Source organism: Hymenobacter jejuensis (assembly GCF_006337165.1).
GTDB classification, from domain to species: Bacteria; Bacteroidota; Bacteroidia; order Cytophagales; family Hymenobacteraceae; genus Hymenobacter; species Hymenobacter jejuensis.
Window position 1 is genome coordinate 751,636 of sequence record NZ_CP040896.1, and the last position, 24,075, is coordinate 775,710.

The 24,075-nt window shown below is 56.3% G+C and carries 17 protein-coding genes and 1 tRNA gene; 10 read left to right on the forward strand and 8 right to left on the reverse strand.

Annotation, left to right across the window (positions count from 1 at the left end; genetic code table 11):
* Positions 1–18: 18 nt before the first annotated feature.
* The 6 genes from FHG12_RS02880 to FHG12_RS02905 all read left to right on the forward strand — a co-directional run bounded on the left by FHG12_RS02880 (position 19) and on the right by FHG12_RS02905 (position 5,125).
* Positions 19–795: an SAM hydrolase/SAM-dependent halogenase family protein gene (locus tag FHG12_RS02880; protein WP_139514186.1), complete on the forward strand. Its 777-nt coding sequence runs from the start codon at positions 19–21 to the stop codon at positions 793–795.
* Between the two features lie 141 nt (positions 796–936).
* Complete coding sequence (locus FHG12_RS02885) at positions 937–1,236, forward strand: putative quinol monooxygenase (protein WP_139514187.1); 300 nt, start codon at positions 937–939, stop codon at positions 1,234–1,236.
* 90 nt (positions 1,237–1,326) lie between these two features.
* A complete protein-coding gene (gene hscB / locus FHG12_RS02890; RefSeq protein WP_139514188.1) occupies positions 1,327–1,863 on the forward strand; it encodes a Fe-S protein assembly co-chaperone HscB in 537 nt (178 codons plus the stop codon).
* 18 nt (positions 1,864–1,881) lie between these two features.
* A tRNA-Leu gene (locus tag FHG12_RS02895) sits at positions 1,882–1,963 on the forward strand.
* A gap of 101 nt (positions 1,964–2,064) precedes the next feature.
* Positions 2,065–4,155 carry a tetratricopeptide repeat-containing sensor histidine kinase gene (locus FHG12_RS02900; protein WP_139514189.1) on the forward strand — a complete coding sequence of 697 codons (2,091 nt, stop codon included), beginning with the start codon at positions 2,065–2,067 and terminating at the stop codon, positions 4,153–4,155.
* A gap of 244 nt (positions 4,156–4,399) precedes the next feature.
* The gene (locus tag FHG12_RS02905) at positions 4,400–5,125 is read left to right on the forward strand and encodes a LytR/AlgR family response regulator transcription factor (protein WP_139514190.1); all 726 of its coding nucleotides are present in this window, start codon (positions 4,400–4,402) and stop codon (positions 5,123–5,125) included.
* A 63-nt stretch (positions 5,126–5,188) separates the two neighbouring features.
* On the opposite strand, the gene FHG12_RS02910 is transcribed toward FHG12_RS02905, so the two are convergent.
* Complete coding sequence (locus FHG12_RS02910) at positions 5,189–8,191, reverse strand: glycosyltransferase family 117 protein (protein WP_139514191.1); 3,003 nt, start codon at positions 8,189–8,191, stop codon at positions 5,189–5,191.
* Positions 8,192–8,484: 293 nt separating this feature from the next.
* Between FHG12_RS02910 and FHG12_RS02915 the strand changes: the two genes are divergently transcribed.
* Positions 8,485–10,908 carry a prolyl oligopeptidase family serine peptidase gene (locus FHG12_RS02915; protein WP_139514192.1) on the forward strand — a complete coding sequence of 808 codons (2,424 nt, stop codon included), beginning with the start codon at positions 8,485–8,487 and terminating at the stop codon, positions 10,906–10,908.
* Between the two features lie 586 nt (positions 10,909–11,494).
* Positions 11,495–11,917: a BLUF domain-containing protein gene (locus FHG12_RS02920; protein ID WP_139514193.1), complete on the forward strand. Its 423-nt coding sequence runs from the start codon at positions 11,495–11,497 to the stop codon at positions 11,915–11,917.
* 34 nt (positions 11,918–11,951) lie between these two features.
* Here FHG12_RS02920 and FHG12_RS02925 read toward each other — a convergent pair whose 3' ends face one another.
* Entirely contained in the window at positions 11,952–12,425 is a 474-nt protein-coding gene (locus FHG12_RS02925; RefSeq protein WP_139514194.1) for a MaoC family dehydratase, read from the reverse strand.
* Positions 12,426–12,671: 246 nt separating this feature from the next.
* On the opposite strand from FHG12_RS02925, the gene FHG12_RS02930 reads away from it, so the two are divergent.
* The gene (locus FHG12_RS02930) at positions 12,672–14,177 is read left to right on the forward strand and encodes a pyridoxal phosphate-dependent decarboxylase family protein (RefSeq protein WP_139514195.1); all 1,506 of its coding nucleotides are present in this window, start codon (positions 12,672–12,674) and stop codon (positions 14,175–14,177) included.
* Between the two features lie 32 nt (positions 14,178–14,209).
* On the opposite strand, the gene FHG12_RS02935 is transcribed toward FHG12_RS02930, so the two are convergent.
* The 6 genes from FHG12_RS02935 to FHG12_RS02960 all read right to left on the reverse strand — a co-directional run bounded on the left by FHG12_RS02935 (position 14,210) and on the right by FHG12_RS02960 (position 23,623).
* Entirely contained in the window at positions 14,210–15,127 is a 918-nt protein-coding gene (locus FHG12_RS02935; protein WP_139514196.1) for a DUF6929 family protein, read from the reverse strand.
* Positions 15,128–15,165: 38 nt separating this feature from the next.
* Positions 15,166–17,196 (reverse strand): RICIN domain-containing protein, encoded by a 2,031-nt coding sequence (locus FHG12_RS02940; RefSeq protein ID WP_139514197.1) that lies wholly within the window; start codon positions 17,194–17,196, stop codon positions 15,166–15,168.
* Positions 17,197–17,345: 149 nt separating this feature from the next.
* Positions 17,346–17,558: a hypothetical protein gene (locus FHG12_RS02945; protein ID WP_139514198.1), complete on the reverse strand. Its 213-nt coding sequence runs from the start codon at positions 17,556–17,558 to the stop codon at positions 17,346–17,348.
* 640 nt (positions 17,559–18,198) lie between these two features.
* Entirely contained in the window at positions 18,199–18,846 is a 648-nt protein-coding gene (locus tag FHG12_RS02950) for a response regulator (protein WP_165699286.1), read from the reverse strand.
* Between the two features lie 340 nt (positions 18,847–19,186).
* Positions 19,187–20,491 carry an amidohydrolase family protein gene (locus tag FHG12_RS02955; RefSeq protein WP_139514200.1) on the reverse strand — a complete coding sequence of 435 codons (1,305 nt, stop codon included), beginning with the start codon at positions 20,489–20,491 and terminating at the stop codon, positions 19,187–19,189.
* An 81-nt stretch (positions 20,492–20,572) separates the two neighbouring features.
* On the reverse strand, positions 20,573–23,623 hold the full coding sequence (locus tag FHG12_RS02960; RefSeq protein WP_139514201.1) for an amidohydrolase family protein: 3,051 nt from the start codon (positions 23,621–23,623) through the stop codon (positions 20,573–20,575).
* Between the two features lie 200 nt (positions 23,624–23,823).
* On the opposite strand from FHG12_RS02960, the gene FHG12_RS02965 reads away from it, so the two are divergent.
* A complete protein-coding gene (locus tag FHG12_RS02965) occupies positions 23,824–24,039 on the forward strand; it encodes a hypervirulence associated TUDOR domain-containing protein (RefSeq protein WP_139514202.1) in 216 nt (71 codons plus the stop codon).
* Positions 24,040–24,075 lie beyond the last annotated feature (36 nt).

Genomic DNA, 24,075 nt, shown 5'->3' on the forward strand with positions numbered 1-24,075 from the left:
TAACTCAGGATTTCCGGCATGGGGCTGCTTACGTTTCTGTCCGACTTTGGCTACCGCGACCACTACGTGGCCGCCGTAAAAGCGCGGATTCTGCATCTGGCCCCCACCCAACCCGTGCTGGACATTACGCACGGTATCGAACCCTTTAACATCGCGCACGCCGTTCACGTTCTAAATGCGGTCTTTCGTGATTTTCCGGCGGGTACGGTGCACTTGGTGGGCGTCAACGATTTGGGCGGGCCGCGCGGGGCGTGGCATGCCGCGCTGTTTGAGGGTCATTATTTTGTAGCTGCCGACAACGGTATTTTGGCCCTGCTCACCGACGGCCAGCCCGAAGAATTGGTGCGGTTGGCTGCTACGCCTACGTCCTCTCCCACCCGCGACGTACTCACGCCGGCTGCTGTGTACTTAGCTGGCGGTGGCGCTCTCACTGATTTGGGGCCGCCTCCTACCGAATATTATCAGTTGATGAACCGGCAGCTGCGCCTGCAAGATCACCGGATCACGGGTCACGTGGTACACGTCGATCACTATGGCAACTTGATTACGAATATCACCCGCGCTTCTGTCGAGGCGGTGGGCCACGGCCGCCCCTGCACCATTCACTTTGCCCGCGAAACCGTGCGCGACGTGGTGCCCCATTTCCAAGCTGCTGATCCCGGCGACGCCGTGTGCATTTTCAACAGCCAGAATATGCTGTGCATCGGCGTGAACCAAGGTAATGCGTCGGAGTTGCTGGGCCTGCATTTCGACTCGCAGGTTGATGTACGCTTTCCAGCTGAAAGCCAGGCTTGAGGCTTTGAATCGAAGCAATCAGTCTATATCTATTTGATTATCATGTATTTATGTTTGTTTTTATATTATGTTAAGTAATTTCGGACATCCTGGCAGTCATCCCGAAAGCCAAGAACCACTGCTTTTCAAACCGTTATAGTAATGATAATAAGGGTTGTGCGCATGACTTTCGCGCCAGAAAAAACCGGCGATTTCCTGACTCTATTTCGGTCTTCGGAAAATAAAATTCGCCAGATGCCCGGCTGCCGCTACTTGGAGTTGTGGCAGGATGCCGACGCGCCGCACATCTACTGCACTTACAGCCATTGGGACTCCATAGCCGACCTCGACGCTTACCGCCGTTCGGCGTTGTTTGGGCAGGTCTGGCCCGCGACCAAAGCGTTGTTTGCGGCCCCAGCGCAGGCTTTTTCGGTAGCCCGCGTGGCTGAAACCGGCGCTTAATCGGACGCGCTGCGTATACGTGCCAGAGTGCTCAAGTCGCTTGCAATGCCGATTAGCGGGCGCTCGCCTTCACTTGAATTCTACAACTACATGATTACCAATTACTTCGAGTTTTACAATTTACCCGAGACTTTTCGTCCCGACGAGGCTACGCTCAAGCGGCAGTATTACGCACTCAGCCGCGAGTACCACCCCGATTTTCACGCTACAGCCGCGCCCGAGCACCAGCAGGAAATCCTGAATCTGGCGACCCTCAACACCAACGCCTTCCGGACCCTCTCCGACCCCGACCAGCGCATGGCCTATATTCTGAGCACGCACGGCCTCTTGGAAGAAGGAAAACAAGAGCTTCCCAATGATTTTTTGATGGAAGTAATGGACCTCAACGAACAGCTGATGGAACTGGAGTTTGAGCCCGACCCAGAAACCGTCGCACGCGTTGAAAATGAGGTAGATGCCCTCTCCGAGACCCTCGATGCAGGCATCGAACCCGTGTTGGCTGGCTACGAAGGTTTGCCCCAAGATGTGCGCCCGCAAGCCCTGCAACAGGTCCGGACTTACTATTTGAAACGTCGATATCTCTTGCGCATTCGGGAAACTCTCGCTAAGTTTGCCACCCGTTCCTGAGTTGTGGGAACGAGATGAGCCCAGATGGCGGAATCGGTAGACGCGTTGGTCTCAAACACCAATACCGCAAGGTGTGCCGGTTCGACCCCGGCTCTGGGTACTCTAAAAGGACTTTGGCAGTTTTGCCAAAGTCCTTTTTGTTTTACGGCGCCTTGTTAAGTTTCTAGCTTTCAGGCTCGCTAAGGTTGTTTACTTTCACGTATGAACCGACGTCTGCCTGCGCTGCTGCTGTTGTTATTGGCTCTAGTTTCACTTCCTGGTTACTCCCAGAGTCCGCAAACCCCAAGGCTCAAACAAGCCCTTGCCCGTGCTACTTCCGACACCAGTCGGGCGCTGCTGTTGGCCGATCTGAGTGCCTCTTATCGGTACTCCCGCTTCGATTCGGTGCTGTGGTACGCCCGGCAGGGGGTGCAACTGGCCCAGCGCATCGACTACCCGAAGGGCGAAGGGCGCTGCCTGTCGCGCATTGGCATTTTGATGGGCGAGCGCGGCAACCTGCCTCAAGCGCTGCGCATCGACCTGAAAGCTTTGCAGCTAAATGAAAAAAGCCAAGACTTGGAAGGCACGGCGCGCACGCTCAACCAAACCGGACTCCTGTACTACGCACTCGATGATTTTCGGCCTGCGCTCAACTATTTTTTCCGGTCGAAGAAGATCTATGAGATGGACGAGCGCATCGGCGACGACTCGCAGCTCATCAGCGTATTAACCAACATCGGCGCCAGCTACGAAGGGCGCAAGCAGCTGGATTCGGCCCAGTATTTCCTGAACCGGGCATATGGTTTGGCGATTCGCTCGCACACCACCAACCAAAGCCCCTGGGGCAACCCCTTGCCGTATGTGCTGCGTGAATTAGGGTTGTTGCAGGCTTCGCTTGGGCGTGACCAGCAGGCGCTGCGGTACTACCGGCTCGGCGCCAAGGCTGCGGTACCCGAAAATGACTTGCGCAGCCGCTGCCGCTCCTACCAATACATGGCGGAGCTGTACCGCGAGCGGCACCAAACCGACTCCAGCGTGTACTACGCCCGCAAGGCACTGGCTGTGGGGCAGGCCCTGCCGTTTGTCGTGGGCATCGTCCGGACCAGTTCGCTGCTGGCGAACGCTTTTCAGGCCCGTGGCCAGCACGATAGCACCTTAAAGTATATGAACATCATGCTGGTGGCGCAGGACAGTTTATATAATCCCCAGAGAATCAAACAGTTAGACGCAATCGGTTTTGCAGAGCAACAGCGACTGCGGCAGCTCGAACAAGAACGGGAGCAATTTATCTCGCAGGTGCGCACGTACGCGTTGCTAGCCGGTGTGGGCGGGTTGCTGCTCATTGCACTGCTGCTGTGGTACAACAACCAGCAACAACAACGGGCTAACATCAAGCTGCAAGCGCTGAACGAGCAGGTTACGCAGCAGAAAGAAGAGCTTCGCGATCAGCGCGACAACCTAGCCCGCACGCTACAGGAACTCAAAGCCACCCAGAGCCAATTGGTACTGCGCGAGAAAATGGCTTCGTTGGGCGAACTCATGGCCGGAGTGGCGCACGAAATCCAGAATCCGGTGACCTGCGTGAAGAACTTTGCGGGCATCAGCGCGGGGCTGTGCCAGGAGCTGCGGGAAGAAATGGCGCGCCTGCCCTTTTCGATTGAAGATCAGGATCTTATTGATGACCTGTTGCAGAACCTGAGTCAGTATCAGGCCAAAATTGTGCAGAACGGGCAGCGGGCCGATTCCATTGTGCGCGATATGCTGGAATACTCCAGCGCCGGCCCCAGCCCCCGGCAACCCACCGACCTAAACGCGCTGGCCGACGACTATCTGCGCTTGACGTATCACGACTTGCGCGCCAAAAACCGCAATTTCAACGTGGCCCTCCTTCCCCAACTCGACCCCGCAGTGGGCTTGGTAAGCCTAGCCCGTCACGACATCGGCCGCGTGTTGGTCAGCCTATTTACCAACGCTTTATATGCGGTGCAGCAACGGCAGCGGCTGGCTGAGGAAGACTATGTGCCGCAGGTTTCGGTTAGCACCCGACGGGTAAACGACCACGTCGAAATCCGGGTGCGCGACAACGGCATGGGCATTCCCGAATCCGCCCGAGACAGCATTTTCCAGCGGTTTTTTACCACCAAGCCCACCGGCGAAGGCACGGGGCTGAGTCTGTCTTTAAGCCATGACATTGTCACCAAAGGGCATGGCGGCACCATCACCGTTGAGAGCCAAGAAGGCGAATACACCGAATTTATGCTCACGCTGCCGCTGCAACCAAAGCTGTCTATTCCGAGGGTTTTAGCTTACTGAAACAGACCTTAAATACAGTTTCTGCCCAGGCGCAGCTTGTGGAGGCATAAAACCGAACCGACTTGGCGGGCCTTTCGTCGGCCGAATAGCCCGGCTTGACGAAAAGCAGCAGGTAATCTGAAGTCGATATGGTTATTTTAACCTTGCAGCTTTCTATCAAGAAACGTTGAACAGACGATTTCACTTGCCGAACGTCTGGTTTTCCTCTGCGAACTCTAGATGTAGCTTCTTTCATTAACCCCTTATGCCCACCAAACTTTCGTGCGTTATCATCGATGATAACGAAATCAACCGCCTCACGCTCGAGCACTTTGTCGAGATGACCGAGACGTTGGAATTGGTGGCGTCGCTGGCTGATGGGGTACAAGGCATTAATTATTTGCGCCAAAATCCGCCGGTCGATTTGCTGCTATTGGACATCGAGATGCCGCACCTCAACGGTCTGGAGCTGGTCCGGATTCTGCCCGAGCCGCTACCCGATATTGTATTGGTGACTTCGCACAGCGATTTTGCCGTCACGGCTTACGAGCTCAACGTGACGGATTATCTAGTAAAGCCCGTCGATTATGCGCGTTTCAACCAGGCTATAAGCCGGGTGAGCACTCGCCGGGCGGCGTTGCAAGCCGAAAACGCCACGAATGGCTGGGCTTCTGCCGGCGACAACCGCTTGTTTGTGAAGGTAAACAACAAGCTGGTGCGCATCGACTTCGACGAGGTGCTCTACATCGAGGCCCTGTCAACTTACTCCATCTTGGTTACGCCCACGCAGAAGCACATCGTGTATTCGACGTTGAAGGCCATCGAAGACAAAATTCCTTTCGCGCACTTCACCCGGGTTCACCGCTCGTATATGGTTAATACCCAGCGCATTGACTCTATTCAGGATAATACCCTGCAACTGGGCGCGCACGAAGTGCCGATTGGCAAGTCCTACCAGGAAAACTTTTTGCGCAAACTGCGCAGCTTTTAATAGAGACCAAAAAACAAAGCGCCTGGCTTGCAGCCAGGCGCTTTGTTTTTCGGTTAGAACCAGTTATTGCCTCGGAAAATATTGTTCCGCGAGTTGCCCAAGTCGCGCGACCTGCGCTTGATTGCCGGTGTCGGCAGCCGCCTGATACAAATTGCGAAGCGTAATGAGGTTGGCCGTCACTTCCCGCTCAAAAATGGCTGCATCGTGGGTGCGGTAGTAAGCTAGGTTTTGCTCCGTACGGCTGGTCAGAGTGTCCATTATTTCGGCTGCGCGGGCTTGCTCGCCCACCTGCACCAGCGGCGCCACCAAGTTGGCTGAGTAATAATCATACGGCAAGGCCGCGTCGGGCATAACCGTCAGGCACTTATCTAGCACTTCTTTTGCCTTGGCTTTTTCGCCGGAAGCCAAATAAGCCGTGGCCAGCCGGGCAAATTTGTCGCGGTATTCGGCCAACGTGCGGCGCTGCGTTTCGTCGTAATACACGTGCGGGTTGTTGAGGTTGCGGTATGTGAATTTGCGCATCAACGAGTCGTAGGTGATGTCCTTGGCCACGTAGCCGACCTCAATGGCCGCCTGCGATTTGGGCTCGGGCGTGCGACACGGCAGCACCCGGTACGCCAGCCCTTCCATTTGCAGATACGGCTCCAGACCGCGGTACTCTTCTTGGTGCAAAGACGAGGAAAAATACACGGGCCGCTGCCAGTTGTTGGTCGCGAGCAGATCCAGAATGGCGAGGCTTTTCTTTTCCAGCGCACCTTTGCCCACATCCCACTGCATCCGCGACGCCAAGTGCGCACGGCGCTCAGCGGGCACAATGCCTAGGCGCTGCACGGCCGCCGTATCAACGGGCAGATAGAATTTGGTGGTCGGGAACGAGAGCATGGCAGGGCCACCATCTCCGTAGCTCACTTGCAACAACGGGCTGTTCTGGTCAACTAGCTGAATGAACTCCTTGAGATTCACCTCTTTTACCTCGGCGTTGGGCACGTAGGGCAAGTAGTCGTTGGTGCCTTGCTGATACTGCGCCGACTTTATTGAGAGCGGCAGCGGCTGCGAGGCGTAGCTGCGGCGCTTCATCTGGTTGAGGTACCAATCGGTGTTGAGGTAGCTGACCACGGCCACGCGCACGTCGCGGCGCACGCCTTCCACTTCCTGCGCATACCACAGCGGAAATGTGTCGTTGTCGGCTTCCGTGATCAGGATGGCGTTGGGGGCCACACTATTGAGCATGTTCTTGGCCCAATCGACGGAGGCATAGCGGCCCGAGCGGTCGTGGTCGTCCCAGCCTTGCGTAGCCATCACCGTGGGTACCACCAGCCCGAGCATCGTCACCAAGGCTACCCGCACCCGCTCCGCTTTGACCACCGCGCGCAGCATTTCAGCTAACCCTATGACGCCCAGGCCAATCCAGATGGCGAAGGCAAAGGTGGAGCCCGCAAAAGTATAGTCGCGCTCGCGCGGCTCAACGGGTGGCTGGTTGAGGTAGAACACAATGGCCAACCCCGTGAGCACAAATAACATGCTCACCACCAAGGCGTTGCGTTTATCGTATCGGATCTGAAAAAACAAGCCGGCCAAGCCTAGCAGCAGCGGCAGGGCAAAGAAGTTGTTGCGGGCTTTGTTATCGGCTAATGACTGGGGCAAACCGTGCTGGGTAGCGGTTGGCCACAACGCACTGGCCTGTTGCACGTCGCTTTCTCGGCCCACAAAATTCCACAAGAAATAGCGGCCGTACATGTGAAGTATTTGGTAGTTAAGCAGAAATCCCAGGTTTTGCGCCATCGTTGGCTTCCCCCCTTCCTGAATGCCGACCCACTTTTGGTATTCGCGTACCAAGTCGGGCGTGGCGCCGGCGGGGCCGCCGTAAATTCGTGGCAGGAGCATGTTGTCCTGCTCCGGATAGACCAGTTCCTGCCGATGATCGCTGACCACGTAGCGGTTGCCCTGCCGGATATAGTGCGGCGCACCTTCTTGTTGATCAATGGGTTGGGCAAATAAGTGCGGGCCGTATAGCAAGGGCCGGTTGCCGTACTGCTCGCGCTTCAGATAACTCACGAACGAGAGCACGTCGCCGGGCTTGTTCTCGTCGATGGTTGGGTTGTAGCTGCTGCGAATGGGCACTATTAAATACGATGAATACCCAATCAGCACAAACACGAAACAGAGCATAGCCGTGTTGAGCACATGGCTGCCGCGGCGGAAAGAATAGCGAAAGCCCCAGCCAATCAGCCCGACGAACAGCACCAAAAAGCAGAGCAGGCCGGAGTTGAAGGGCAGCCCGAAGTTGTTGACAACATACACTTCAAAGGCGCCGGCCAGCGTGGGCAGCCCCGGAATAACGCCCACCAGAATAGCCAACACCACGGCGCAGCTCAGCCCAAGCGTCAGTAAGCCGCCTCGGGTGCTGGGCTTTTTGGCGCGCCGGAAGTAATACACAAAGCCCAACGCCGGAATTGCCAGCAGGTTCAGCAGGTGCACCCCAATGGAAAGGCCCACCGCGTAGGCAATGAGAATGAGCCACTTATCCGAATCGGCTTCGTCGGCGCGGCGGTCCCATTTCAGCATGGCCCACACCACAAAGGCCGTGAACAGCGTGGACATGGCATATACCTCGGCCTCGACAGCATTGAACCAGAACGAATCGGAAAACGTGAACGCCAAAGCGCCCACCGCACCGGCTGCCTGAATCAGAGCGGTTTGGCCGAAATCAGGATCTTTTACAAATCCTTGATTATCAATCACTTGTAATTGCAAAAGCTTTCGCCCCAGCATCGTGATGATCCAGAACAGAAACAGCACCGTGAACGCGCTCGCCAAGGCCGACACGCCGTTGATCAGAATCGGGATGTAGGTGACATGGCCAAAGGACAGCAGCGAAGCCAAACGCCCCAGCAGCAAAAAAGTAGGCGCCCCCGGTGGATGCGGCACTAACAAATGGTGGGCGCTGGCCGTGAACTCGCCACAATCCCAGAAGCTGGCCGTGGGCTCGAGGGTGAGCAAGTAGGTACCCAAGGCCAGCAGGAATACCAACCAACCCAACAGGTTGTTTATATGTTTATACCTCATTTACAACTACTTAGAAAAGTGCATTGAAAAAGACATACTTAAAAAGCATAATTTTGTATTCCGGGAGGGCGAGGCAGCTCTGCCCTCCCAAACAGGATAGATGTACCTCCCTGCTAAAGGGTTGCTTAGCAGCGGCCTGCTTGCGCTCTCGGTTGATGCTTCGCTTCTTTTTACGCTTGTACTTTTTCGTTTCTCGCACAGTAGTTGCACGGTCGGGCGTGCTATCTTATCCTAGCTTTACCGGCCCGATATACGCGCATTAATTCTTGACCTTTCTTCGCTCTTTTGCTTATATGAGAAAAGCCTACCTTCTTTCCGGGGCCTTGTGGCTGGCCAGCCTAGCGGCTCACGCGCAAGACCTTACGTATCAAACACCCCCCAAAGCCATTGCGGCCCTAGCCAGCGCGGCGCCTACGCCCCGCATCAGCATTGCCTCCAACGGCCAATGGATGCTGCTCATGGATGTGCAAGGCATGCCCAGCATCGCGGAGCTCTCGCAGCCTGAGCTGCGCGTTGCGGGGTTGCGCCTCAACCCCCGCACCAACGGGCCCAGCCGCATCAGCTATGCCACGAGCCTGCGCCTGCGGCGTCTGCCCGACGGCAAAGAGCTGGTGGTACAAGGCTTGCCCGCCAAAGCGCGCATCAGCGAAGTGACGTGGTCGCCGGACAACACCAAAATTGCCTTTACGCACACCACCGACAACCACATTGAGCTGTGGACGGTGGATGTGGCCTCGGCGTCGGCCCGCCTGCTGCCCAATCTGTTTTTGAATGCGGTATTCGGCAACTCCTACCAGTGGGTGTCCGACAGCCGCACCATCATTGCCCGCGCCATTGTGGGCGGTCGTGGCGAAGCGCCCGTAACTACGGCGGCTCCAACCGGCCCTGTAGTGCAGGAAAACGGCGGCAAGAAAGCGGCGGCGCGCACCTACCAGGATTTGCTGAAAAGCCCCCTCGACGAGAAGCTGTTTGAATATTACGCTTCGGCCCAGACAGTGAAAGTGGACGTTGGCGGTCGGATGCAGCCGCTGGGCGAACCCGGCCTTATCCAGCAGGCTTCGCCCTCGCCCAACGGCCGGTATGTGCTGCTCAAAACCATGCACCGCCCGTATTCTTATACCCTGCCAGCCAGCAGTTTCCCCGTGAAAGTGGATGTACTGAGCATGGAAGGACTGATCGTGAAAGCCGTAGCCGATCTGCCGTTGGCCGATAACGTACCCACGAGCTTCGATGCCGTGCCCAACGGCCCGCGTGAGCATGCGTGGCGCGACGACGTGCCGGCTACCCTCTATTGGGTGGAAGCCCAAGACGGCGGCGATCCCAAAACGCAGGCTTCGGTCCGCGACAAGATCTTTACGCAGATAGCGCCATTCGACGCGCCAGCCACAGAGTTAGCCGCGCTGCCTATGCGCTACCGCGATGTACTCTGGAGCAACGCCAACCTAGCGTTGGTGGAAGGCTACCGCTGGGCCGACCGCAAGGAAATGACCTGGACGCTGAATCCTACGCTGTCGAAAGCGCCACTAACGGTGTTGTTCGATCGGTCGTCGCAGGACACGTACCACGATCCGGGTACGCCGTTTGTGCAGCGCAATGCCGCGGGCCGCTACGTGCTGGCCACTGACGCAAAGAGCGAAAATATCTTCCTGATCGGCAACGGCGCCTCACCCGAAGGCGATCGCCCTTTCGTGGATGAGTTGAACCTGAAGACCAAGCAAAGCACGCGCTGGTGGCGTTCGGAGGCACCTTACTACGAGGTACCCTTTACCATTCTCGACCTCAACAAGCAGGTGCTGGTGACGCGGCGCGAGTCGCAGCAGGAAAGCCCCAACTACTTTCTGCGCGACGTGCGGCACGCCAAGCTGACGCCGATTACCAGTTTCCCGAACCCGTACGCGTCGATCGGCAACCTCAGGAAGCAGGTGCTCAAATACAAGCGCGCCGACGGCGTCGACCTGACTGCAAATCTGTATCTGCCACCCAATTACAAAAAAGAAGACGGTCCGCTGCCCACGCTCATGGAGGCATACCCCGTGGAGTTTAAGGATAAGCAGGATGCCGGGCAGGTAAAAGGCTCACCTTACGCCTTTACGCGCCTGAGTTGGGGCTCGCCCGTGTTCTGGGTTACGCAAGGGTACGCTGTGTTGCAAGGCACTTCCATCCCGATTGTGGGCGAAGGCACCAAGGAGCCCAACGACACTTACACCGAGCAGCTCGTTGCTAGTGCCAAGGCCGCCATTGCAGAAGGCCAGCGCCTGGGCGTAGTCGATCCGAAGCGCGTGGGCGTGATGGGCCATTCGTACGGCGCATTCATGACTGCTAACCTATTGGCGCACAGCGATTTGTTTAAAGCAGGTATTGCCCGTAGCGGTGCCTACAACCGTACGCTTACGCCATTTGGTTTCCAAGCCGAAGAGCGCACGTATTGGGAAGCGCCCGAGGTGTACAACCAGATGTCACCTTTCAATTACGCCGACAAAATCAAGACGCCGATCCTGCTCATTCACGGCGAAGCCGACAACAACTCCGGCACGTTCCCGCTGCAAAGCGAGCGGTTCTACAATGCCCTGAAAGGCCACGGTGCCACGGTGCGCTACGTCACGCTGCCCTTCGAGGCGCACAGCTACGCCGCCAAAGAATCCATCATGCACATGCTCTGGGAAATGGATACGTGGCTGAACAAATATGTAAAAGGCGAGCCCGCACCGGCCAACTAAGCCGCTATCGTTTTTGAGGCTCCTAAATACCAAAGCGCCGTTCTGTAGTACTACAGAACGGCGCTTTGGTGTTGCAGCAAGCTGCATGTTCTCGTTTCAGAATGAGCTAAACCACCCAAATAAGCGGCAGCGAGAGTCCACGCAGCAGCTACCACCTTTTTGCGTATATAGCTGAACACTAGACACTTATTCTTAAGTTATACGTACAGCCTACAAAGCAGGGGTTCCGAAGTTGCTTTTGGCAACGATGGGTGCTGTAGTCACCGGGCCCTCCTTTTGCTTTATGCTGGTCTGGCCACCCGACCAGCATGCTCCCGCCTTTATGCTGTAGTTACAGCCCGGGCCGGCAGTAGCAGATGCGTGCTGGCCCCTAATGCCCACTTAACTGGTGTGGGAGTATTCTTGTACCGAACTCACCGCTTACCTCAGTGCGAGGTTGAGGCATACCAAGATGTTTGTCACACTGTGTCAGCGGCGCACCCGGCTTCACGGAGGAGTTTTACAGCGGCAAGCCTGGCCGTTCTATTTGCTCGGATAGTCTATAGCTGCACTGGGGGTGCAGCGCTTTCCCTTTATTTTTCTTGTTATGCTGTATTCGTTGATTTATACCAGCCAAGCCACTGTACCCCTGGATGAAGAGTCTCGGCGTTTGCTTTTGGCACAGGCTCGCTCCTTTAATACCGCGCGGCATCTGACGGGCGTCCTCCTTCATGCCGACGGCCATTTTTTGCAAATACTAGAAGGGGCGCAGGAAGAAGTTGAGGCACTATTTGACCGCATCCAACAAGACCCGCGCCACGAAGGCATCCGAGTAGTGGTGCGCGGTCCGGTGCGTAGGCGCGAGTTCCCGCACTGGGGCATGGGTTTCAGCCAGTTGAGCTATCCCATATTAGCCCGGCTACGCCAACTGGTGCGGCATTCCCAAGCCGCAGTCGACAGCACCCGCACCGCGCTTTCCCTGCGCGACTTGTTACAGCCTTTCGTGCTGCACGCGGTCGCTCGGGAATAGCAACGGACGCACCAGCCTGGCATCGCCGCCAGCGCTACGCCTGATCCTGAAAGTGATACAGGAAAGTGATTACCCCGGTGTAAGCGGGCTTTTTAGAATCCAGAATTTCCAGCGTTACGCTCAGGCGAGCCTTGGCAATGCCGCGCAGGTTGGCCACCGAGAGCAACGTGGCCCGCAGGCGCACCTGGCTGTTTACGGTCACGGCCTGGTTGAAGCGCAACTGCTCGATCTCGTAGTTGACCTGCATTTTCAGGTTCTCAATGGCCACGATTTGCTGCCACAGAAAAGGCAGCAGGGCCACGGTGAGGTAGCCGTGGGCAATGGTAGCCTGAAACGGCGACTCGGCCTTGGCGCGTTCGGCATCCACATGAATCCACTGGTGATCGAGGGTGGCATCCGCAAACTGATTGATCTGCTCTTGGGTGATGGTATGGTAGGCCGAAACGCCCATTTCGTGGCCCACGTGGCTTTCGAGTTCGGGGAGGCTGCGGATGGTCAGAATAGACATAGGACGAGAATCAGGGTGGAAAAAAAGAGCCGCAAACATACGCCCGGAACCGCTTTGTACGCACGCAGACTGCCGAGTAACAATAATTCTTAACTCAGGCCGCCGACAGCGGGGCCAACGGTTTCGCTCCTGCTGCCGATGGCCCCGTTGTCGGCAATAATCACATATGCCGCTTTCTACTTGACTATCAATCATTTATATTCAAGGCGCGCCGTTGTAACGGACTATAGCCCCGGCCGCACCACCATGACCAACACCCGAAAAGCGCCCATTGAGCTTGGCAAAGCCGAGTTCCAAGCAATTGGCCATCAGCTAGTTGATGCCATCGCCAATTTTCTCGATGCCATTGAGGAGCAGCCCGTAACAACCGGTGAGGCACCCAAGCAGCTTCAGGCGTTGCTGCCGCCGGCCTTGCTGCCCGAAAATGGCGCTTCGGCCACAGAAGTCCTGGCGAAAGCGACCAATCTGGTCCTAAACCATTCTCTGCTGAACGGGCACCCTAAATTTCTGGGCTACATCACGTCTTCCGCTGCGCCTCTTGGAGCGCTGGCGGATCTGTTGGCGGCGGCAGTTAATGCCAATGTAGGCGCACAGATATTGAGCCCCATTGCTACCGAAATCGAAAAACAAACTATTCGTTGGCTGGCCGAATTCATAGGCGTTTCGCCGACGTACGGCGGCATACTGGTCAGTGGTGGCAACATGGCCAATTTCACGGCCTTCGTAGCGGCCCGAACAGCCAAAGCGCCCGGCAATACCAAAGAAGACGGCTTAGGCAACGCGTCTTCGCAGTTGATCGTGTACTGCTCCAAAATGACCCATACGTGGGTAGAAAAAGCGGCCGTGTTGTTTGGGTTGGGCTCCAAAGCCATTCGGTGGATCCCAACCGACGCGGCCTATAAAATGGATCACCAAATTCTGGAGCAAACAATCCAAGATGATCTGCAAAAGGGCCATACGCCCATCATGGTCATCGGCACCGCTGGCGACGTGAGCACGGGCGTGGTAGACGATCTGCAAGCCTTGGCGGCCATTTGCAAAACCTACACCCTCTGGTTTCACATCGATGGGGCCTACGGCGCGCCGGCCGCTGTGCTTCCCGAGCTAAAAACCCTGTTTGCGGGCATGGAAGAGGCTGATTCCATTGCTCTTGACCCTCACAAATGGCTGTATAGTCCGCTGGAGGCCGGCTGCACGTTGGTAAAAAACGAGAACTACTTGCGCGACACGTTCAGCTCGCATCCCGTTTACTACAACTTCGATAGTACGGAAGAAGACGCCGTGCACAATTACTACGAATACGGTCTCCAAAACTCGCGGGGCTTTCGGGCCTTGAAAGTTTGGGTAGCGCTGCAACACGTAGGCCGAAGCGGCTATGTAGAAATGATCAGGCAGGACATAGAACTCGCCAACTACCTTTTCAGCCTAGCGGAAAAGCACCCCGAGCTACAAGCCATTACGCACAACCTGAGCATTGTTACGCTGCAATACGTTCCGAAAAGCATAACAAGGGACTCAGAAAACAACAAATTGTATATCAATGACTTAAACAAAGAACTATTAAACCGCCTGCAAGTCGGAGGCGAAGCATTTCTGTCGAATGCGGTGGTAAACGATAGGTATTGCCTACGGGGGTGCGTGGTGAATTTTAGAACATCAAAAAAGGATATCGAGGAGATTATCGAAATCATAGTCCGGGAAGGCAGAGAGCTGCACAAAAGCTTCCGGAATAGTTTGAATATGAGCGCCTAGCGCTTCATCGGGTGAGGCTGGCCGGGTGCTTGTTACAAACTTAACTTCACTACCACGGCCGTGGAGCCGCCCAAATCGTCGTCCGTAACGAGTAGCAACTGGTAGTGCTTGGGCCCCAGCACTTTCTGCACGGTTACGCTTTCTACTTTTCCGGTATAGGCCGCGCCCGTTGGCAAAACCAGATGGGCCAGTTGCAGGGGCACAGGAGTGGCAGCCCGCCGCGCCAGATCCAGTACGCCCACGAAGCTGCCGAGCACTTCGCCGTCGGCCACGGGGTCGCTGGTATCTTCCACGGAAGCGGTAACCAACAGCAGATCATGCGAATACGAGGCACCCGAAAACCCGGCTGGCTTGCCGTTGAGGTCTGGCAACTCGTAAAACTGCCGCTGTACTGCGGGTGGCTGCTCGGTTCGCTGCCGGATATAATCGAGGGTAGCGCCCAACGGCAAAAAGAAAACCAAGTTACCAACTGCCGAACCCACCGTACGCTGAAACAACAACAGCTCGGTATCCGTGGCCGCCGCCGCCTCCAGGTTAAGCGCAATGCCCGCCGGCAAATACTGCCGCAGCAAACCATATAAGTTGCTCAACGACAAGGGGTAAACTGTTGCGCCTGCGTCGGAGCCGCCGGGCAGCGTTACCCAAAAGCCTACCTCACGGGCCGGCGTTGCTCCGGAGCCGCACACGAGCAAGCCCTTCTCGCCTGCCGGCGTGGTGAAGGCCGTAAGGCATTCCAGATCGGGCTTCAGGGCTTTGGGGATGCGACCGGTGCTGAAATGCGCGGTTTCGAACAGCGTGATTTGTTCGCCTTTGGTCAGGGAATTGGCTTTGAAAGCGTACAGATACGGGGCATCGTCGCCGATGATATAAGCCGTATCACCGACCACCTCCACCCCGGAAGCCGACGGCAGATTGGGCAAGTTAATCTGTTGAAGGATAAGAGCTTGCATCGTTAGTTCGCCGTCGACTCCGGAAGAATAGAAGGGGTTTATCTGTTCGTAATCGTAAACTCCACGCGCCGGTTGAGGCGGCGGGTTTCCTCGCGGGCGTTGCTGGCACGTGGTTTCGAGCCGCCGTAGCCGACGGTTGTGATGCGGTTTTCGCCGATGCCGCGGGTCACGAGGTAGCGCTTTACTTCGGCTACGCGATCTTCCGAGAGCTTCAGATTTTTGTCGGCGGGCCCTACGTTGTCGGTGTGGCCTTCCAGCCGAATGTTCACCGCAGGGTTGTCGATCAGGGTGCGCGCCAAGCGGTTGAGCTCGCTGTAAGAAGCCGGCAACAAGTCGTACTTGCCCTGGGCGAAAATCAGCGTCGGCAGTTCCAGCCGCGACCCAACGGCCGCCGGCACCAGCAACAAGTCGCGGCTAACCGAGCCCACCATCCTAACGGTATCGGTAGCCGTCAGGAAACCTCCGCTGATGGCCGTAATTCGGTATTGGCCGGCGGGCAAGGAGAACTGGAAATTACCGCCCGATGGCTCGCTGCGGGCCGTAGCATTAAAAACGATGTTGTCGCCGAGGCGAACCACTTTTACTTCCGCCGCGATGGGTTTGCGCGTGCCGGCGTCCAGCACATGCCCCGTCAGCAACGTGCGCACCGCCACGGGCGGCGCTGCAGGCTTGGCCGTATCGGCGGGCGCCACCACCGGGGCCACTCCTACTTCGGCGCGGTACAGGTCGGTGGGGCCATTGGGCGTGCGGCTGGAGGCAAAGAAAGCATGTTTGCCGTTGGGTTCGAGAATAAAATATGCGTCAAATCCGGCCCCGTTGATGGGCGCGCCCAAGTTGCGCGGCTCGCTCCAGTTGGTCCAAGATTCGTCCAGACGATTGCTCACGAATATGTCGGCGCTGCCGTAGCCCGCGTGCCCATACGACGAGAAATACAGCCTTTTACCATCGGGCGAAAGCCACGGCGCAAACTCAAAGCCCGGCGAATTGACTATGCTTCCCAAGCTGCGCGGCTCAGTCCAGGAGCCATCGCCGGCAGGCAAACTAACGTACAAATCGTTAAGCCCTTGTGAATCAGCACGTTCTAATGAAAGAAGCAGTACCTTCTCGTCCGGGGTCTGAAAGAATGTGGTGGCCGTACCCGCCGAGTAATAGTTCTCAATATCAAGAGGTTGCGGCACGGCGGCTTTCCCCTTGGCGTTGCGGGCGACTTGTGACACGCCTTCGTCTCGGAAAGAGCCGTCGCGTTCGTACGTGCCGCGCACCACCAGCGTGTTGCCATTGCCCACGACAGCCATCACGCCGTTGTTTTGGGGCGTGTTGAGCGCGTCGAGGCGAGTGGCAGGGCCCCAGGTCTTGCCATTGTCGGCGGTGGTGCTTACCCAGATGTCGCCGGAATCGGTGTTGCCTTCGGTGTTGCCGGTGTACTTTGTGCGCGTCAGGTACAGCGTGCGGTTATCGGGCGTAATGACGGGTTGCAGCTCGTTGCCAGGCGTACTTACCGCCGAGAGCGCTTCGGGCGTGCCATACTGACTACCATCGACGGTGAGGCGCAGCTTAAACAAGCGCCATTGCTGCGTCGCTCGGTTTGCCGGCTTCTGCGAAACCACGGGGGTCCCATTGGCCTTGTCGGCCGTAGCGATGGCGGCACATTTATCATTGCCGCGGCTTACCAGCTGCAAGCTTCCCATCGGGCCGGCGGGCACCAGCGCCCACTGTTGGTACAAGCTACCCGACCAAGGACGCTGCACTAGCGCAGCATTTTCGGCCGGCCCTTCAGAAGTAAGGCATTTGCCGCTGTTTTTGGCCTCAATTCGGAAGAATACGCTGCCCGGCGTAACCCGTACGAAGCGCCACTGCTGGCTGGGCGAATGCGTAAACTCCCACTGCACCGTGGCGGCGCCCGCTTCCGCCGAAGAGTTTGTAACGTCCAGCGAAAGGCCACTGCTGCGGGCAATGATGCCGTACCACGCAGATTCGTCGATGGTAAAATCGACCTGCTGGGCCTGTAGCGGCCCGGTGGTCAGAAGGACGAACAGAAGAAACAGCGACCGGAAAAGCGAATGATTCATGCACGCAAAACGGATGGTACCGGCGGCAAGTTAGCCCAAATCTGAACCGATGGGCTACCCCGGCCTACAAAAGAGCAGACGCCGCACTTCATCTCGTCAGATGAGTACGGCGTCTGCGTATGAGGGTTAACTCAATGGTTTAGTAGAGTTTATGCATTGTTGCTGATATACTTGAAGCGAACAAAACGATCATTTTCGTAGATGGCCGCGAAGTGGCCACCAGCCGTGCTGGACGTGTTGCCCGACTTAGATTCAGCTTTGCGTTCCACGGGTTTGGCTGGAGCGGCAGTTGGAACTGCAGGATATGCGCCAGGAACCATACCGGGCACGTGCACAATGAAGGAGAGGATTTTTGAAGCCATGCTTGTTTTCAGTTAGAGTGTGAACGATGGGCGAAACGGGTAAAAGATCTTAAAAGTGAAAAGGTCAAATTTTCATTAACTAAGTACTAATTCGATCTGAACAAATGTAAAGATATTACCATTTGCTTGTATGATATAAAGGTAAATTTTTTCTTATAAAAATGTAAATACGTATTACCCCTGACTCGAAGTCCGCGGCAGCACTGATAGGAGGCTCCGTATTAGCACGGATAATTTCTTCGGTAGAGCAGATTCTTGCTAGCTCACCCCTTTTGCACCTCACTGGCTGCACCCAATCGCTCCAGCGTTGCCAGCAAGCATATAATATAAGCAATATATATTTACAATATTTTGATTGTCAATATTTTACACCATTGCTTCCAAACTCCATCAAACACATAAAAAGGCAATGCGGCTAAGCTCGATTGCCCGCAACTGTGGGTGCGTTGTTGCAAGCCCCAAATATTTTGCGTGCTCGAGATAACGGACCCAGCGAGGGCCATTAGCCTAAACGCGATTAGGCAGCGTCATACGAGCAATCGGCAAAAACAAAAACCGCAGCCCTATATATAGAACTGCGGCTATTCGGTCTTGGTTTTAGTCAATTTTCGGCTCGTCTGTAAAAGAGCGCCGAGACGGCTTAACTGATGAGCTTATGACGCATGGCATACTGAATCAGGCCCACCACCGATTTCGAGTTGGTCTTGGTCAGAATGTTCTTGCGGTGGGTCTCGACGGTGCGCTCGCTTATGAAGAGCGTTTCGGCAATGTGGTAGTTGGAGTACTCCTGCGCGATAAGTTTGAGAATCTCGCGTTCGCGGGTGGTAAGCGAGACCGGCACTTCTTCACGCGGCGGCAGCCGCAACGAGGCCAGCTCGTAATTCTGTAGCAGCGTTGCGCCTACTTCGCGGCTAAAAAACGTGCGGCCCGCCACAATCTGTCGGATGGCTTCGCCCAGTTCTTCGCGGGTCGTGTTTTTTAATACGTAGCCTGAGCCGCCCGCTTCGAGTACTTCCGTCACAGAAGCATGATCGTGGGTCATGCTCAGCACCAGCACGCGCACTTGCGGCGCCTGCTCCCGAATGAATTGGGTCAGTTCCACGCCCGACATCTCCGGCATGTTCAAATCGACCAGCGCAACGGTTATTTCTGGGTCCTGCTTTAGCTTTTGCAGGGCTTCCAAGCCGCTTTCTGCTTGCGCAACTATTTCAATATCAGACTCTTGCTTAAGAAGCATTTTAACCCCCTCAATTACCAACGGATGGTCGTCGACAATGAGGACACGCACGGGAATACTAGTTGCAGTAGGTAACAAATCACTCATAGAATACGGCTTTAAACAGTACTAGCAGCAACGCAAGAAGTCGTACTCCAAAGGCAAAAGCTTCTTGAGTAGTTTATCCAAGCTCAGCGCCTTATTATTTTTCCGTTTTGGGCGGAATGGAAAGATACAATAATCGTATAAGCTTTTGAAGGATTTTCCTTAACAAAAGCGCTACTGTTGAGCTTATATAATTAAGCTGAATTGTATTTATATACTTGATTTAAAGCATTTTACACAATATTCACTGCCCAAAAAAGCCGCTCCTTTCAGGAAGCGGCTTTTTGAGGCTGACAAAGGGCTGTGTTTACTTTAAACCGTACTTGCCGCGAAACTTTTTGTTGAGGTAAAGCTGCTTGTTGTCGAGGCTGAATGCGCGGCCATCGATGTAGGCCTGGGTCACGTTGTTGGTACGCATGTCGAGCAGGTCGCCGCTGCTCACGACGAGCGTTGCGCTTTTGCCAGCTTCCAGGCTGCCGAAATCTTTGTCTAGGCCCAAAATCTGGGCCGTGCTGAGCGTTACGGCCGTCAGGGCTTGCTCTTTGGTCAGGCCGTGGCCGGCGGCGGTGCCGGCAATAAACGCCAAGTTGCGCGATCCAGCAGTTTCCATACTACCTTCATAGTCAAGGCAATAGCGAATGCCAGCTTGTTGCAACAAGCTGGGCAGCTTGTAGGGCAAATCATAATCGTCGCCGGCGCGGCGCGGCAACGCGTGAATGCGCGACAGAACGACTGCGATGTCGTTTTGCTTCAGAAAATCCAGCATCATCCAAGCGTCCCGGGCGCCAACCACGGCTATTTTCTGCACGCCTTGCTGTTTGGCAAAGCGCACGGCCTCAATGATTTCCTTACCGTCGTCGGCGTGAACGAACATGGTCTTGGAGCCGTCGAACAAGCCGCTCAGCGCCGTTAGCCGCAGGTTTTCCTTGCGCCCAGCGGGCAGTTTGCGATAAGCAGAGGCTTCGCTCAGCAGTTGCTCTAGGTCGCGGAGTTGCTGCTGCCGGGCTTTCTCGCGACGCTCAAACGCTTGCGCATCTTCGGCCGGATTGAGGCGCACGAGCAGCGGCGGCCAGTTGACGTGCAAGCCGTCGTCGGCTTTTACGGCGGCGTCCTGCCAGTTCCAAGCATCGAGCTGCACAACGCTGCTCTGCCCCGAAATGACGCCGCCGCGCGGCGTTACCTGCGCCAGCAGCACACCGTTGGTACGCACGGTAGGCAAGATATCGGAGTCGGTGTTGTAGGCGACCAAGGCGCGCACGTTAGGGTTGAACGTGCCTACTTCCTGCTCGTCCACGGTAGCCCGAATGGACTCTACTTCCGTTAGACCCAGCGTAGTATTAGGCAGAATAAGGCCCGGATAGATTTCCTGGCCCTTCACATCCACCACCTGATACGCGCCGCGGTCTTGCCCGAAACCGCCCTGCGCACCGGCATACACGATGCGGCCTTTGTCGAACGCCACGGCCGCATCCGGAATGACCGTGCCGTTGCCGACGTGCAATGTGCCGCCCAGCAGCAGCATCGGCTTGCTCTGAGGCGCCGCCGGAATGGGCACCTGCGCGAAAGCCGGAACGGCGCTAAGCAAAGCCAATGAAAACAGTATGTGTTTCATTATAAATATTTTATGCTTCTACAAATTTTGATTCTAAAGCAGTATCCCTTCTTTTTTAAGGAGGGGAGCGTTTAGCTCTAGTTACTGATCCAGGTCTTTTTCTTCGCCCATGGTGTCGCAATGGAAATGGCCGGTGGCGCGGGCGACGGGCGTTTGGGTGGGCGCACCAGACTTCTTGGCATCCAGCATCTTCTGCACGATGCGCAGCCGTTCGCGCTTCAGGTCATCGCGCATTTTCTGGTCGCTTTCGAGGTCGAAAAATTGGCGGCCGTCTACAAAAGTGCGTTCCGGGCGGGCATAGATGCTCAACGGATTAGCGCTCCACAGCACCACATCCGCATCTTTGCCTTCCTTGATGGAGCCCATGTGCGATTCCAAATGCAGCATTTTGGCCGGGTTGATCGTGACCAGCTTCAGGGCTTCTTCCTCCGACAAACCGCCGTATTTCACCGTTTTGGCGGCTTCCTGGTTTAGGCGGCGCGACATTTCGGCATCGTCGGAGTTGATGGCCACGTTCAGGCCGGCGTCGTGCATAATGGCCGCGTTGTACGGGATGGCATCGCGCACCTCATTTTTATAAGCCCACCAGTCCGAGAATGTACTGGCGTTTACGCCGTGCGCCTTCATCTTATCGGCTACTTTATAGCCTTCCAGAATGTGCGTTAACGTGTTGACTTTGAAGCCCATCCGATCCGACACGTTCAGCAGCATATTGATTTCACTCTGCACGTAGCTGTGGCAGGTGATGTTGCGCTTGCCGTTCAGGATTTCCACCAGCGCGTCCAACTCTAGGTCGCGGCGGGGCGCCTCGGTTTTCTTCTGCTTGGCCTTTGATAGCTTGTTGTAAGTGGCCCAATCTTTTTCGTATTCCTTGGCCCGCGTAAACGCATCCACAAACACCTGCTCTACGCCCATGCGCGACTGCGGGAAGCGCAGCACGTTGCGTTCGCCGGCGTTCGACTGCTTCACATTTTCGCCCAAGGCAAACTTGATGAAGCTTGGCGCATCCTGAATTTTCATCTGCTCGGGGCCCATGCCCCAGCGCAGCTTGATCAGGGCCGACTGTCCGCCGATGGGGTTGGCTGAGCCGTGCAGGAGCTGCGAAGCCACTACGCCGCCCGCCAGATCGCGGTACACGTCAATATCCTCAGGATCAATCACATCGCCCACGCGCACTTCGGAGGTCACGGCTTGGGTGCCTTCGTTTACACCTTCGGCAATGGCAATGTGCGAGTGCTCGTCGATGATGCCCGGCGCGAGATGCTTGCCGGTACCGTCGATGCTGCGGCCCCCTTTCGGCACGGCCAGGTTCTTCCCGATTTTGGCGATTTTGCCGTTTTGCAGCAGCACGTCGGTGTTTTCGAGCTTACCTTCCTTCTCACTGGTCCAAACAGTTGCGTTTTTGATCACAACGGTTTCTTGCTGAGGCACTTCTGCCCGACCAAAAGCCACAAACGGGAACATCATCTGACCCAGTTGTACGGGCTCCGGGGCTTTGGCCGAATCGCGGCGCGCGGCCCGGCTGGCCTCCTCAAGCCGCTTTGCCGACCACTTCACCTGGCTGGCATCGGCCAGCTGCCCGTCGCCTTGAAAGGTCCGGTTATCGGCTGTGTAGAAGCCACTTAGCCGTACGGCGGTGCCTTTGCTTTTGGGCGTCGGGTTATACACGATCGTGGCCAGATCGCCGGATACGGCAATGGTGCCGCGCACCGAATCTTTGGGCGCCAGCAGCACGCGCAGCTCCGGCGTTTCGGGCTTGCCGGCTACCACCATACGCACGTCGGGTTGGTTACCAACCTTCAGGGTGTACACGCCGCGGTAGTCAGCGGGAAGCTGGCTGAGCTGGTAGCGCTCGCCTTGTACCCAGTTGTCCAGCAGCACGTTATCATCGGCAAAAATGCGCGTGGTGCAGACCAGGAAGTTAGCCGTAGCGCCGGGCTTCAGGTTCCCGACTTGGTTTTGCGCCTTGATGAGTTCAGCGGGCGTGGCCGTGAGGGCTTTCAGCGCCTGCTCCTCAGTGAGACCGTATTTGATGGCTTTTTTCAGATTGGGCAGGAATTTCTTCTTGTCCTTCAGGTCGGCGGCCGACAGCACAAACGGTACCCCAGCTTTGGCCAGTATGGCGGCGTTGGCGGGCGCCATTTCCCAGTGCTTCAGGTCTTCGAGCGGTACGCGCGAAGCGTCGTACACGTCGTCGACGTTGTAGGCATCAGGAAAATTCAGGCTGACAATAATAGGCGCTTTGGTGGCCTGAACGTCCTGCAAACGCTGGTATTCGTCGCCATGGCCCTTGATAATGTATTGAATACCAAACTCATCGCCCACTCTGTCGGCGCGTAGGGCGCTGAGCTTGTCGCGCACCTCGAAAATCTGCGGCAATTGGCGCTGCTGATTGAAGGCGCGCAACGAGAGGTTTTGCTCCTTGGCTGGGTTGCGTTGGTTCCAGTCGGCGTCCAGAAACGTCTGGCGCAGCAGGGCAATGCTACCCATCAGCGAGCCCGGATAATCTTGCGTGGAAGAGCCTTTGTCGAACGAAAACCCGGCCGCCGCCCGATCCAGAAGCACCACTTCGTTCTCCTTGCGGTTGGTGTTGAGCGTCACCAATGCCGCCGTGCCGCGCACAATGCCGTCGGGCGCTTGGGTAAGCACAGTTCCGAAGCCCAGTTTGCGGTAGACGTCGGCTTGATCATTGTTTACCTTAAATGACTCAGCAGCAGCCACTTCCGGGTGCACAGCCTGATTCCAGTCGTAGGCGCCGGTTTTCTGGCTTTCAAACTGCGGATCGCGGTCGCGGCGGCTGCGGCGTTCGGCGGGTTTTACTTCCGGCAGGCCGTAACTGGCATACAGATCGACGAAGCCGGGGTAGATGTACTTGCCTTTCAGATCGGTGACGACGGCTCCGGCGGGCACTTTTACGTTTGAGCCTACGGCCTCCACTTTGCCATCGCGGATGAGCAGCGTCGCGTCGTTGAGCCGGGTTTTGTAGTCCGTGAAGATCGTGGCGTGCGTGAAAGCGTACAGGCCCGGTCGCTGATCGTAAACGCCGTTGCGCGGGTACGTCGAGGGCTGGGCGTACGCACCCAGGCTAAGCCCGAATAGCCCGGTAGCCAGCCCCAGCTGGCGCAGATTCATGTGCATTGAGTTTGGGTAAAAGTGCTGACAAAAGAAGACGTTAAGCAGAATAAATGGGACCATGCAAAGGCCCGCTCCCAAATGTACCCAAAGAAACCAGGCTGCCTAGTACCGGAGCGCTCGATTTTACCTCAACATTTCGGCCTTAGCAGCAGTATGTTCAGTATTGTCAGCCACTACTTCAACCCCCACCCCACGCCATGCGCAAAGGCACCCAAGTCACCTGGAAATACGGCACCGGTACCGCCACCGGCAAAATTGAGGAAGTGCACAAAGAAGCCGTGACACGCAAGCTCAAAGGCAGCGACATCACCCGCAACGGCACCGCCGACAACCCGGCTTTCGTCATTGTGCAAGACAACGGCGATCGCGTCATCAAGCTGCAAAGTGAGGTAAAAGCCGCCACGAAGAAGTAAACACAACTAATTGATAATCAATAGTATAAAAAAGCT

Coding starts and splice junctions, on each gene's coding strand:
- FHG12_RS02925 (WP_139514194.1), bottom strand. CDS start 12,425: ATGTCTATTCTGACCATCCGCAGCCTCCCCGAACTCGAAAGCCACGTG.
- FHG12_RS02945 (WP_139514198.1), bottom strand. CDS start 17,558: ATGGCTTCAAAAATCCTCTCCTTCATTGTGCACGTGCCCGGTATGGTT.
- FHG12_RS02920 (WP_139514193.1), top strand. CDS start 11,495: ATGCTGTATTCGTTGATTTATACCAGCCAAGCCACTGTACCCCTGGAT.
- FHG12_RS02910 (WP_139514191.1), bottom strand. CDS start 8,191: ATGAGGTATAAACATATAAACAACCTGTTGGGTTGGTTGGTATTCCTG.
- FHG12_RS02900 (WP_139514189.1), top strand. CDS start 2,065: ATGAACCGACGTCTGCCTGCGCTGCTGCTGTTGTTATTGGCTCTAGTT.
- hscB (WP_139514188.1), top strand. CDS start 1,327: ATGATTACCAATTACTTCGAGTTTTACAATTTACCCGAGACTTTTCGT.
- FHG12_RS02935 (WP_139514196.1), bottom strand. CDS start 15,127: ATGCAAGCTCTTATCCTTCAACAGATTAACTTGCCCAATCTGCCGTCG.
- FHG12_RS02885 (WP_139514187.1), top strand. CDS start 937: ATGATAATAAGGGTTGTGCGCATGACTTTCGCGCCAGAAAAAACCGGC.
- FHG12_RS02905 (WP_139514190.1), top strand. CDS start 4,400: ATGCCCACCAAACTTTCGTGCGTTATCATCGATGATAACGAAATCAAC.
- FHG12_RS02965 (WP_139514202.1), top strand. CDS start 23,824: ATGCGCAAAGGCACCCAAGTCACCTGGAAATACGGCACCGGTACCGCC.
- FHG12_RS02930 (WP_139514195.1), top strand. CDS start 12,672: ATGACCAACACCCGAAAAGCGCCCATTGAGCTTGGCAAAGCCGAGTTC.
- FHG12_RS02955 (WP_139514200.1), bottom strand. CDS start 20,491: ATGAAACACATACTGTTTTCATTGGCTTTGCTTAGCGCCGTTCCGGCT.
- FHG12_RS02960 (WP_139514201.1), bottom strand. CDS start 23,623: ATGAATCTGCGCCAGCTGGGGCTGGCTACCGGGCTATTCGGGCTTAGC.
- FHG12_RS02940 (WP_139514197.1), bottom strand. CDS start 17,196: ATGAATCATTCGCTTTTCCGGTCGCTGTTTCTTCTGTTCGTCCTTCTG.
- FHG12_RS02915 (WP_139514192.1), top strand. CDS start 8,485: ATGAGAAAAGCCTACCTTCTTTCCGGGGCCTTGTGGCTGGCCAGCCTA.
- FHG12_RS02880 (WP_139514186.1), top strand. CDS start 19: ATGGGGCTGCTTACGTTTCTGTCCGACTTTGGCTACCGCGACCACTAC.